At 65.5% G+C, this 10,652-nt stretch carries 12 protein-coding genes and 1 pseudogene; 2 read left to right on the top strand and 11 right to left on the bottom strand.

Annotated features, from left to right (window positions below; genetic code table 11):
* The 7 genes and pseudogenes from EBB59_RS13425 to EBB59_RS05970 form a co-directional block, all read right to left on the bottom strand.
* Positions 1-202: pseudogene (locus EBB59_RS13425) on the bottom strand (hypothetical protein); the annotation flags it as partial.
* A 75-nt stretch (positions 203-277) separates the two neighbouring features.
* Positions 278-517, bottom strand: a complete 240-nt coding sequence (locus EBB59_RS05995; RefSeq protein WP_122101225.1) for a zeta toxin family protein — start codon at positions 515-517, stop codon at positions 278-280.
* Complete coding sequence (locus EBB59_RS05990) at positions 514-867, bottom strand: hypothetical protein (protein ID WP_245979091.1); 354 nt, start codon at positions 865-867, stop codon at positions 514-516. The genes EBB59_RS05995 and EBB59_RS05990 overlap by 4 nt, the downstream gene beginning before the upstream one ends.
* Before the next feature lie 79 nt (positions 868-946).
* Positions 947-1,186: a zeta toxin family protein gene (locus EBB59_RS05985; RefSeq protein ID WP_122101224.1), complete on the bottom strand. Its 240-nt coding sequence runs from the start codon at positions 1,184-1,186 to the stop codon at positions 947-949.
* Positions 1,183-1,527, bottom strand: coding sequence for a hypothetical protein (locus EBB59_RS05980; RefSeq protein ID WP_245979089.1), 345 nt, complete (start codon positions 1,525-1,527; stop codon positions 1,183-1,185). Before EBB59_RS05980 ends, EBB59_RS05985 begins: the two co-directional genes overlap by 4 nt.
* Positions 1,528-1,605: 78 nt before the next feature.
* Complete coding sequence (locus EBB59_RS05975; protein ID WP_122101223.1) at positions 1,606-1,845, bottom strand: zeta toxin family protein; 240 nt, start codon at positions 1,843-1,845, stop codon at positions 1,606-1,608.
* Complete coding sequence (locus tag EBB59_RS05970; RefSeq protein ID WP_245979087.1) at positions 1,842-2,195, bottom strand: hypothetical protein; 354 nt, start codon at positions 2,193-2,195, stop codon at positions 1,842-1,844. Before EBB59_RS05970 ends, EBB59_RS05975 begins: the two co-directional genes overlap by 4 nt.
* A 543-nt stretch (positions 2,196-2,738) precedes the next feature.
* On the opposite strand from EBB59_RS05970, the gene EBB59_RS05965 reads away from it, so the two are divergent.
* Both EBB59_RS05965 and yedA read left to right on the top strand, forming a co-directional pair.
* On the top strand, positions 2,739-5,027 hold the full coding sequence (locus EBB59_RS05965) for a carboxy terminal-processing peptidase (RefSeq protein ID WP_342769031.1): 2,289 nt from the start codon (positions 2,739-2,741) through the stop codon (positions 5,025-5,027).
* Between the two features lie 140 nt (positions 5,028-5,167).
* Positions 5,168-6,067, top strand: coding sequence for a drug/metabolite exporter YedA (gene yedA, locus EBB59_RS05960; RefSeq protein ID WP_122101250.1), 900 nt, complete (start codon positions 5,168-5,170; stop codon positions 6,065-6,067).
* A 6-nt stretch (positions 6,068-6,073) separates the two neighbouring features.
* Here yedA and EBB59_RS05955 read toward each other — a convergent pair whose 3' ends face one another.
* From EBB59_RS05955 to EBB59_RS05940, 4 genes are read right to left on the bottom strand one after another with little or no spacing between them, the layout of a single operon-like run.
* A complete protein-coding gene (locus EBB59_RS05955; RefSeq protein WP_122101221.1) occupies positions 6,074-7,390 on the bottom strand; it encodes an ABC transporter permease in 1,317 nt (438 codons plus the stop codon).
* Between the two features lies 1 nt (position 7,391).
* On the bottom strand, positions 7,392-8,552 hold the full coding sequence (locus EBB59_RS05950) for an ABC transporter permease (protein WP_122101220.1): 1,161 nt from the start codon (positions 8,550-8,552) through the stop codon (positions 7,392-7,394).
* A gap of 7 nt (positions 8,553-8,559) precedes the next feature.
* Positions 8,560-9,261: an ABC transporter ATP-binding protein gene (locus EBB59_RS05945; protein ID WP_122101219.1), complete on the bottom strand. Its 702-nt coding sequence runs from the start codon at positions 9,259-9,261 to the stop codon at positions 8,560-8,562.
* 3 nt (positions 9,262-9,264) lie between these two features.
* Positions 9,265-10,512 (bottom strand): efflux RND transporter periplasmic adaptor subunit, encoded by a 1,248-nt coding sequence (locus EBB59_RS05940; protein WP_122101218.1) that lies wholly within the window; start codon positions 10,510-10,512, stop codon positions 9,265-9,267.
* Positions 10,513-10,652: the final 140 nt, after the last annotated feature.

Below are 10,652 nucleotides of genomic sequence, written 5' to 3'. Positions count from 1 at the left end.
GGAGTTCTTCGCGGGCTTCCTGGATAAATGTCTCCAATCGACCTTCGAGCAGCCAAATAGCTCGATCAAATGGATCGGAGCCGTGCATCGGTTTCTCGATTATCCGATTGAGCGTTCCTTGCAAGAGTTCAATGTGTTCCGGGTAGTCCTTGAGCATTTCGCGCAGCTTCTGTGGGACTGGAGGTGGCGGCAGCGGGGACATGAAGTACTCCATTTCACCTGGTCTTGGGAGGCACTATAGGCCCAGATACGGGGGGCGACAGGGCTGGGTATAACGTTACGATGTCGGGTGGTATTCGCGCAGCGCGTCGGGGTCGATCTTTACAACATCGTTGGTAAGTTCGATCTTCGCAGCATCTGCCAAGCTACCCTTGCCGGCGCCAGGTTGCCCCGCCAAGATGATGGCCTTCGGGCGTTCATGCGAGAGGAATTCATCCAACCTACTTTCAGGAATTACTTCCTTGGAAAGGATGCTCGCATGCGTTTTCGGATCAAGGCGATCATGTGGCGCGCTCATTCGAATGCCCTCTTGTTTGCATCGAAATACATACGAAGGGCGTGTAAGTCCCGCATTCCTCCATTGCTGGAATGCGCACGCCGCATTAGGGAAATCTTTTCCTCTGCTCTCGCAATCGCTACCGCATCGCCGCTGGCCTCGGCAGCCTGGAGTTCTTCGCGGGCTTCCTGGATAAATGTTTCCAATCGACCTTCGAGCAGCCAAATAGCTCGATCAAATGGATCGGAGCCGTGCATTGGTTTCTCGATTATCCGATTGAGTGTTCTTTTCAAGAGCTCAATGTGTTCTGGATAGTCCTTGAGCATTTCCCGTAGCTTTTGCGGGACTGGAGGCGGCGGCAGTGGGGACATGAAGTACTCCATTTCACCTAGTCTTGGGGGGCACTATAAGCCCAGATACGGGGTGTCGCGACAGGGCTGGGTAATAACGTTACAACGTCAGGTGGTATTCGTGCAGCGCGTCGGGGTCGATCTTGACGATGTCGTCGCGGAGTTCGAGTTCGGCTGACCTTGCGAGACCACCCTTGCCTGCTCCGGGCTGTCCTCCAAGGATGATCGCCTTGGGATGCTCATGCGATCCTTTTTGCGACAGAAGGCTTTTCGGAACAATTTGTTCTTCAAAAACATGCGCATGGACTTCTGGGTCGAGACGATCAGTCGGCGTGCTCATTCGAACGCCTCCTTTTGAGTCTCTAAGTAGTCCCACAAGTCTGGCATACCACCCATGTTCATCCGAGTGGAGCCCATGACGAAATCTTTCGCCTTCGCCCGCTCAATCGCTACCGGATCGCCACTGGCCTCGGCGGCCTGGAGTTCGTCGCGAGCTTCATCGATGAAGGCTTCCAGCGCACCTTCAAGCGCCCAGATGGCTTGCTCAAACATGGGGGTGCCCTTGAATGGTTTGGCTACCACATCATTCAAGTCATCTTGGAGGGTTTGAATATGCTCTGGATAGTCCCTGAGCATTTCGCGCAGCTTCTGTGGGACTGGAGGTGGCGGCAGAGGGGGCATGAAGTACTCCATTTCACCTGGTCTTGGGGGGCACTATAAGCCCAGATACGGGGGGGGGCGACAGGGCTGGGTATAACGTTACGATGTCGGGTGGTATTCGCGGAGTTCGTTGGGGTCGATCTTTACAACATTGTTGGCAAGTTCGATCTTCGCGGCATCCGCCAAGCTACCCTTGCCGGCGCCAGGTTGCCCCGCCAAGATGATGGCCTTCGGGCGTTCATGCGAGAGGAGTTCATCCAACCTGCTTTCAGGAATTACTTCCTTGGAAAGGATGCTCGCATGCGTTTTCGGATCGAGGCGATCATGTGGCGCGCTCATTCGAACGCTCTCTTGTTTGCATCGAAATACATGCGAAGGGTGTGTAAGTCCCGCATTCCTCCATTGCTGGAATGCGCACGCCGCATTAGGGAAATCTTTTCCTCTGCTCTCGCAATCGCCGCCGGATCGCCACTGGCTTCAGCGGCCCGGAGCTCTTTGCGGGTTTCATCGATGAAGGCTTCCAGCGCGCCTTCAAGCGCCCAGATCGCCTCATCAAATGGCATCAAATGGGTCTTGGTTGGGTCAATCGCTGAGTTCAGCACTTCCTGCAAGCGCACGATATGCTCTGGATAATCCCTGAGCATTTCCCGCAGTTTCTGTGGAACTGGAGGTGGCGGTAGAGGGGACATGAAGTACTCCATTTCACCTGGTTTTGGGGCCACTATATAAGCCCTGGCATGGGGGGCGTGATAGCGCGGGGCATGGGGTTGTACCTATGCCCCCTGGACGTTCCGGCGTTGGGGTATTCGCGTAGTTTCAGCGCTCCTTGAAGCAGGTTTGCCCCATCACGAACTCTTTTACTTTCGCTCGCTCAATTGTTGCCGGGTCGCCATGGGCGACGATGCGCGTCTCCGACTGGGATGATGTCGGCCCTGGTGTGATCGATCCGCACGATCGATAGCGGTCAGTCGGCGCCGGGGAATTCGCCATTGATGGGAGAGAGCCGCCGCTCAGCCGGCTTGGCGTTGTAACGGCATTTCACCCGGAAGGCCATTGGTCGCCAGCCGGCATTTCCCCGCTTCGGCCCGGTTCACGCGGTGCCGGGGCGCGGCGGCTAACCTGACGTGCCTGTCGTCTGGCATCGGCATGCAACTTTATGCACTGTTGCACGGTCGGAATTTGGTGCACGCTGTGCCGATGCCGGCATGATGCCCAGACCGAAGAGTGTTTCGATGAAACTACGCCACACCTTGCTCTCCCTGGCCCTGGCGGCCCCGATCTCGCTGCTGGCCATGGCCGATGGCGCTCTGCCGCCGCGCACCGCGCCGGAGCGCCCGGCGCTACCGGCCGAAGCCGTTCCGCCCGTCGCCCCGCCCGCCCGCCGGCCGGCCAGCGGGAATGCCGCGCGCAAGCCGGCCGCCAGCGCCTTCGTCACCACCCGGGCGCAGACCGATACCGCCGCGGTGGTGCATGGGCTTTTGTCCAGCAGTCGCTTCGCCTACCGCCCGCGCGAGCTGGACGCGGCGCTGGGGGCGGAGGTGTGGAAGCGCTATCTGGAATCGCTCGATCCCTCCAAGGTCTACCTGACGCGCGCCGACATCGACGGTTTCGGCGCGGGCGATCGCTTGATGGTCGAGGCGATCACGGGGGGCGATTTCAACCCGACCTATGCGGTGTTCCAGCGCTACCGCGAGCGCGTTAAGGCGCGCTCGGAATACGCCCGCGCGCTGCTCAAACAGGACATCTTCGATTTCACCGGCGAGGATCGCTACGAATACGACCGCAAGGACGTGCCCTGGGCCAGCGATGCCGCGGCGCTCGATGCGCTGTGGCGGCAGTCGGTGCGCTATGACTGGCTGCGCCTGAAGCTGGCCGGCAAGTCGCCGGAGGATATCCGCAAGACCCTCGACAAGCGCTACGCCAACGTGGCCAAGGGTATCGACGATCTCAACGCCGAGGACATCTTCCAGACCGCGCTGAACGCCTACACCGGCTCGATCGACCCGCATACCAACTATTTCAACCCGCGCGCCGCCGAGAATTTCAACCAGCAGATGTCGCTGTCGTTGCAGGGCATCGGCGCGCAGCTCCAGAAGCGCGAGGACATCGTCACCATCATGGAGCTGATCCCCGGCGGTCCGGCCGCGCGCGATGCCCGGCTGAAGCCCGGCGACCGTATCGTCGCCGTCGGCCAGGGCGCGCAAGGGGCGATGGAGGATGTGGTCGGCTGGCGTATCGACGACGTGGTCGCCAAGATTCGTGGCGACAAGGGCAGCGTGGTGCGGCTGGACATCCTGCCGGCCAGCGCGCCGGTCGATGGCAAGCCGGTCCGTATCCAGTTGACCCGCGACAAGGTGGTGCTGGCCGACAGCCAGGCCAAGCCGGAGATCATCCAACTGCCCGAGGCCGCTGGACAGCCGCCGCGCCGTGTCGGCGTGGTCAAGCTGCCGTCGTTCTACCAGGACTTTTCTGCCCGCCGCGCCCGCGATGTCGAAGGCGCCTCGGCCTCGCGCGACGTGGCCCGTATCCTCGCCGATTTCCGCAAGGAGAAGCTCGATGGCGTGGTGCTCGACCTGCGCAACAACGGCGGCGGCTCGCTGGACGAGGCGGTGGCGATCACCGGTTTGTTCATCGACCAGGGGCCGGTGGTGCAGGAGCGCCAGGCCGGCGGCCGCATCGGCGTGCGCGCCGACCGCGAGCCGGGCATGGCCTGGGACGGCCCGTTGGCGGTGCTGATCAACCGGGCCTCGGCCTCGGCCTCGGAGATCGTCGCCGGGGCGATCCAGGATTACGGGCGCGGCCTTATCATCGGCGAGACCAGCTTCGGCAAGGGTACGGTGCAGGCGATGGTCGGGCTGGATCGCATCGTCCAGAACCAGGGCGCGGCCCAGTATGGCGACGTCAAGCTCACCGTCGCCCAGTTCTTCCGCCCCAGCGGCGGCAGTACCCAGAACAAGGGGGTCAGCCCGGATATCCCGTTTCCGGTCACTGTCGATGCTTCCGAATACGGCGAAAACACCTTCGACAACGCCCTGCCGTGGACCAAGATCGCCGCGTCGCCGCACGTCACCTACGGCCAGTTCGCCGGCCTGTTGCCGGTGCTGACCCGGCTGCACGAGACGCGCGCGGCCAAGGACGTGGAATACCAGTGGCGGGTCGAGGATGCCGCCGAGTTCCGCGCCCAGCGCGAGAAGAAGTGGATCAGTCTCAACGTCGACGAACGCCGCGCCGAGCGCGATAAGCAGGAGACCAAGCGCAAGTTCCGCCAGGCCGAGCGCAAGCGCCTGGGCCTGCCGCTGGACCCGCTGGCCGATGACGGCATGGACGACGGCCTGAACCGGCTGGAGCGCGATGTCGCCCGCGAGGCCGAGCGCGACAAGCTGGCCGAGAAGCTGCCCGATCCATTCCTGCGCGAGGCGGCGGCGATCCTCGGCGATGCCGCGCGCCTGCTCGATGGCGACCGCGCGCTGGCGGCCAAGGTGCTGCCGCAATCGACCGCGCCGGGGCGCTGGGCCGACTGACCGGCCTCCGCCCTTCTTTCGCGTGAAAGTATGAACGTGTGAAGCGCAACGCCCGGCCTGGCCGGGCGTTTGTCTTTCCACCGGCTGAGAGGGTCGGAAATGGCATGCGCGGCGCGTGCGGGCTCCGGCACAATGACGCCATGTCCGATTCCACTTCCGCTGCGCCGCGGCCCCTGGCGGTCGCGCTGGCGCTGGCCGCCGTCTATGTCGTCTGGGGTTCCACCTACCTCGGCATCCGCTTCGCGCTGGAAGGCGGTTTCCCGCCGTTCCTGCTGGGCGGCATTCGTTTCGTCGTGGCGGGCACGTTGATGTTCACCGTGCTGCGCCTGCGCGGCGAGGCGGGGCCCAGCCGCCGACAATGGCGCAACGTGGCGGTGATGGGCATGCTGTTGCTGTCCTTCGGCAACGGCATGGTGAACTACGCCGAGCAGACCGTGTCCTCGGGGCTGGCGGCGGTGGCGGTGGCCTCGGCGCCGATCTGGATGGGCCTGTTCTCGATGATGCGCGGCGAGAAGCCGACGCGGGTCGAATGGGGCGGCATCGCCATCGGTTTCGTCGGCGTGGTCTGGCTCAATGCCGGCGGGGCGATGAATGGCTCGATGCCGGGATTGCTGGCCTTGCTGGCGGCTGCGCTGTCGTGGTCGTTTGGTTCGATCTGGAGCCGTGGCCGCGATCTGCCTTCGCCCTTCATGACCGCGGCCGGGCAGATGCTTTGCGGCGGCGTGTTGATGATCGTGATCGCGTTGCTCACCGGCGAGCGTTTCGCCGCCATGCCGACGCCCAAGGCGCTGGCCGCCTGGGCCTATCTGGTGATGTTCGGCTCGATTGTCGGTTTCAGCGCCTACGTCTGGCTACTGCACCATGTGCGGCCGACGCTGGCTTCCAGCTATGCCTACGTCAACCCGGCGATCGCCGTGATGCTGGGGGCTTGGCTGGCCGGCGAGCGCGCCACCGCCGCGGAACTGGGCGCGATGGCGGTGATCCTGGCCGGGGTGGTGGTGATCACGCTGGCGAAGGCGGCGCGGAGCCGGCGCCGTTAGCGTGGCTCACACCGCCCGCAGGGCCTCGGTCACGGGCATCCGCGCCGCGCGCAAGGCCGGGAACAGGCCGCCGACCAGGCCGATGCCGAGCGCCCACTTCAAGCCCGTCCACAGCAGGGATGGGCTGACGTGGAACTGGAACACCACTTGGCTGAAGTTCTCTCCCAGCGTGCTGACGCTGTAGCCGTTGAACACGAGCCAGGCGAGGCCGGCGCCGAGCACGCCGCCGGCCGCAGCCAGCAGCATGGTTTCCAGCATCACCGCCATCACCACCGGGCCGCCGCGGAAGCCGATGGCGCGCAGGGTGGCGATCTCGCGGGCGCGCCCGGCCACCGCCGCGTACATCGAGTTGAGCGCGCCGAACACCGCGCCGATCGCCATGATCGTGCCGATCACCCGGCCCAGGATGTCGAGCAGCTTCTTCAGCCGTTCCGATTGTTTGCCGTAGTAGTGGCGGGTGGTTTCGGCATCGAGTTTCAGGCGCGGATCGGCGGCCAGCGCGGCCTTCAGCCGTGCCAGTCCGTCCCTGCCATCCAGCCCGACGCTGATCGATTGCCAGATCTTGTAGCGGCTGGCGCCCGAGAGCGTTTCGGCATCGGTCCACAGTTCGGAATCGTGGGCGTCGCCGCTGGCGAACACGCCGACCACTTCCCAAGGCTGGTGGGCGAATACCAGCGTCTGGCCGATTTCGACGCCGCGGAATTGCCCGGTCACGCCCTGGCCGACCACCAGCTCGCGCTTGCCGGGCGTGAAGGCGCGGCCGCGCACGATGCGCAGCCGTGGCCGGACCTTCCAGCCGGCCGGGCCGATGCCGCGCATCTGCACGTTGGCGTCCGAGCCATCGGCCTTGCTCGGCAGGTTGACCACCTGCGAAATCTCCGGCGAGACCAGCGGCCGTCCTTCGTCGTCGCGGGCGATGCCGGGCAGGCCGCCGACCAGGACCGCCTGGTCGCGGGTGATGACGGAATTGGTCTCGGCCTGTGAGCCGCCGCGCAGCAGGATCGCGCTCTTGTCGCTGCCGGTGCCCTTGAGCGTGGTGGCGAAGCCTTCGCCCATCGCCAGCATCGCCACCAGCACGCCGACCACGCCGGCGATACCGATGACGATCACCAGCGAGGCGCCCCAGCGTTGCGGCAGGCTGGCGAGCCCGAGCCGGGTCGCAAGCCACGTCAGCCGCCCGCCGCGGCTGGCCGCGAGCCAGACGCCGAGGAGGGCCAGCGCGACCAGCGCCCCCTGCCAGGGCAGCGCCATCCACAGCGCCAGGAGGAGTGCGACGCCCAGGCCGATGGCGAGGTTGGTGAGGGCGTGCTTCAGCTTTCGCATGTCAGCGCCCCGCCAGTGCATCGACGATGTTGAGCCGCATGCCCCGCAGCGCCGGGAACAGGCCGACGGCGAGGCCGATCGCCAGCATCAGCGCGATGCCCACGGCCCAGGTTTGCGGCAGGATCGAAGTCATCTGCATGATGCCCTGGCTCTGCGCGCTGACCCCGCCGATCACGAGCGTGGCCACGCCCATCCCGGTCAGCCCGCCGATCAGCACCAGCAGCGTGGATTCGGCCAGCACCAGCCACAGCACCGAGCGGTTGCGAAAGCCCAGCGTCTTCAGCACCGCCAGCTCGGGTACGCGTTCGCGCACCGCCTGCGACATGGTGTTGCCGGTCAACAGCAGCAGGGTGAAGAACACCGCGCCCATGATCGAGGTGACGATCATGCCGATGTCGGCGAACTGCTTGATGAAAGCCTGGTTGAACGCCTGTTCGGTCTGGGTCTTGGTCTCGCGGTCGGAGTTCGCGCTGATGGCATCGATGGCCTGGGCCACGCGGTCGGGATTCGCGCCCGGGGCCAGTTCCACCACGTACCAACCCACCTGGCCCTTGACGTACTGGTTGGCCTCGTTGAAGTAGTCCCAGTGGAACCACAGGGTGTTTTCCTCGGCGCGCCGCTTGGCGTCCCTGACGTGGAAGATGCCGGCGAGTTTCAGCGGCCAGGCGTTGCCGCCGTCGCGGTTGGGGAAGATGGTGGCTTGCAGGGGGATGATGTCGCCGACCTTCCAGCCGTGTTTCTCCGCCAGCGCCTGGCCGACGATGGCGCCGTCGCGGGTGGCCTCGAAGCGCGCGCGGTCGGCCTTCGGCAATGCGTATTCCGGGTACAGCGCGATGAAATCGCGGCTCACCGAGAAATTGGGAAAGAAGTTCTTCGGGTCCCGGTAGATGCCGCCGAACCAGGCCGCGTAGGCGGCCCGGCGCACGCCAGGCACGGCGGCGATACGCTGTTGCAGGCTGACCGGCAGCATCTGGGTGATGGAGAGTTTCGACATCACCACCAGCCGGTTGGCCCCGGCCACGTCGCCACCGGAATTGAACGCCACCCGCACCGAATCCAGCATGCCGAAGAGCAGGAAGGCGGTCGCCACCGAGAGCATGGTGAACAGCGTCCGCAGCTTGCTGCGAAAGAGCGAGGCCCAGATCAGCGAGAAGTATTTCATCGCCCGCTCAACGCGCCGAGGCCGGCATCGGCGCATCCACCAGCACGCCCTTGTCGAGGTGGATGACGCGATTGGCGTGCCCGGCCGCCTTGGGGTCGTGAGTGACCATGATGATGGTCTTGCCGTGCTCGCGGTTGAGCATTTCCAGCAGGTTGAGCACGTCCTCGGCGGATTGGCGGTCGAGGTCGCCGGTGGGTTCGTCGCAGATCAGGAACACCGGGTCGGAGACGATGGCGCGGGCAATCGCCACGCGCTGCTGCTGGCCGCCGGAGAGTTCGTTGGGGCGATGGCGGGCGCGATCGCCCAGGCCGACCAGGGTCAGCGCGATCAGGGCGTTGCGGCTGCGCTTGGCGGCCGGCAGGTCGGTGAGCAGCAGCGGTAGTTCGACGTTTTTCTGCGCGCTGAGCGTGGGCATCAGGTTGTAGAACTGGAATACGAAGCCGACATGGTCGCTGCGCCACTTTGCCAGCTCGCCTTCCTTCATGCGGTCGATGCGCTGGCCTTCAATCTCGATGCTGCCGGCGCTTGGCGTGTCCAGCCCGCCGATGAGGTTCAGCAGCGTGCTCTTGCCGGAGCCGGAAGGCCCCATCAGCGCGACGAAATCGCCGCGGGCGATTTCGAGATGGATGTCGTGCAGCACTTCGAGCGCTTCCGGCCCGCGCCGGTAGGTCTTGGCGACGTCGTGGATCGATACCAGGGGCGCGGCCATTGCTTATTCCTCCCCGGTGGCGTCGTTGGCGGTGATCGCCATGCCGCTCTTGAGCGTGTCCGGCGCGGCCAGCACCACCACGTCGCCGGGCTTGAGGCCGGCGACGATCCGCACGTCGCGTTCGCCGAGCTTCTCGGCGCTGGCGACCGGCGTCATCGTCACGACGCCGTTGGCGTCGACCACGAAGGCCACGGTCTTGCCGCCGCGTTCGGCGATGGCGGCGGCCGGCACGCGCACGCCTTCGGGCTTGGCGGTGTCGGCGGTCTTCGGCTTCTCCAGGAAGCTCACCTTGACGCCCATGTCCGGCACGATGCGCGGGTCTTTCGTTTTCAATCCGATCCGCACCTTGACCGTGGCCTTGCCGCGGTCGGCGGCGGGGATGATGGCGATGACCTCGGCCGGGATATTCCAGTCCGGGTAGGCGTTGAGCCCGGCCTCGACCGGCATGCCCGGTTGCACCCGGCCGATGTAGGCTTCGCCGACTTCCACCTCGATCTCCAGCGAATCCATGTCGACGATGGTGCCGATGCCGGTGCGGGTGAAGCCGCCGCCGGCCGCTATCGGCGAGACGATCTCGCCCGGCTGCGCCGCCTTGGCGGTCACGATACCGGCGAACGGCGCGCGCACCACGGTGTTGTCCACGCCCTGCCGGGCGATCCGCGATTGCGCCTCGGCCACCCGGGATTGCCGCGCGATGGTCGTCAATTGCGCGCGCAGGGCGTCGCGTTGGGCGATGGCGGTATCCAACTGCGCCCGCGAGACCAACTGCCGCCCGGCCAGCGTGGACAGCCGCGTCGCGTTGGCCTCGGCCTCGCGTAGTTGCGCGGCGACGCCGGCGCGCTGGCTTTCGGCGGCGGCCACCTGTGCTTGCGCCAGTTGTCGCTGCTGGGCGGCATCGATGGGATCGAGTCGGGCGATCACCTGGCCCGCCTCGACGCGCTGGCCTTCCTCGATCAGCACCTCCTGCACCTTGCCCGGCACTTTCGCCGAGACGGTCGCCATCCGCCGCGCCACCACGTAACCGCTGGCATCGAGCACCGAGGCCGCTTCGCCGCCGGCGCCGATCGACCGCGCGGTCGCGGTATCCACCGGCAGGGGCTTGGGTCTAACGAAGAAAGCGGACACGGCGGCCAGCGCCAGCAACGCCGCGATGACCGCGGCCGCCACCCACCACTTGCGGCGAGGGTTGGGCGGTGGCGTGGCCTGGCGGTCGATGCGGAGTTCCCTGAGCAGGTCGGCGGAGGCGTTCATCGTCGGTATCGGCGTGGTTTGGCGACAGTGTGCAGTGGGAGGCTGACGACCGCCACCTGCCGGAAGTCAATGAGTGACGCACAGTCTGCGATGCGGCGCGGGGCGTGTCAGCTGACAACTGTCATGCGATTGGGCTGACC

This window comes from Solilutibacter pythonis (assembly GCF_003697345.1).
GTDB classification, from domain to species: Bacteria; Pseudomonadota; Gammaproteobacteria; order Xanthomonadales; family Xanthomonadaceae; genus Solilutibacter; species Solilutibacter pythonis.
Note: the sequence above shows the minus strand (reverse complement) of the source record. Positions and strands in the feature narration are given on the sequence as shown.

Excerpts from the sequence above, each read along its gene's own strand:
- yedA (WP_122101250.1), top strand. The coding sequence starts at position 5,168 with ATGTCCGATTCCACTTCCGCTGCGCCGCGGCCCCTGGCGGTCGCGCTG.
- EBB59_RS05955 (WP_122101221.1), bottom strand. The coding sequence starts at position 7,390 with ATGCGAAAGCTGAAGCACGCCCTCACCAACCTCGCCATCGGCCTGGGC.
- EBB59_RS05940 (WP_122101218.1), bottom strand. The coding sequence starts at position 10,512 with ATGAACGCCTCCGCCGACCTGCTCAGGGAACTCCGCATCGACCGCCAG.
- EBB59_RS05965 (WP_342769031.1), top strand. The coding sequence starts at position 2,739 with ATGAAACTACGCCACACCTTGCTCTCCCTGGCCCTGGCGGCCCCGATC.
- EBB59_RS05995 (WP_122101225.1), bottom strand. The coding sequence starts at position 517 with ATGAGCGCGCCACATGATCGCCTTGATCCGAAAACGCATGCGAGCATC.
- EBB59_RS05990 (WP_245979091.1), bottom strand. The coding sequence starts at position 867 with ATGTCCCCACTGCCGCCGCCTCCAGTCCCGCAAAAGCTACGGGAAATG.
- EBB59_RS05950 (WP_122101220.1), bottom strand. The coding sequence starts at position 8,552 with ATGAAATACTTCTCGCTGATCTGGGCCTCGCTCTTTCGCAGCAAGCTG.
- EBB59_RS05945 (WP_122101219.1), bottom strand. The coding sequence starts at position 9,261 with ATGGCCGCGCCCCTGGTATCGATCCACGACGTCGCCAAGACCTACCGG.
- EBB59_RS05975 (WP_122101223.1), bottom strand. The coding sequence starts at position 1,845 with ATGAGCGCGCCACATGATCGCCTCGATCCGAAAACGCATGCGAGCATC.
- EBB59_RS05980 (WP_245979089.1), bottom strand. The coding sequence starts at position 1,527 with ATGCCCCCTCTGCCGCCACCTCCAGTCCCACAGAAGCTGCGCGAAATG.
- EBB59_RS05970 (WP_245979087.1), bottom strand. The coding sequence starts at position 2,195 with ATGTCCCCTCTACCGCCACCTCCAGTTCCACAGAAACTGCGGGAAATG.
- EBB59_RS05985 (WP_122101224.1), bottom strand. The coding sequence starts at position 1,186 with ATGAGCACGCCGACTGATCGTCTCGACCCAGAAGTCCATGCGCATGTT.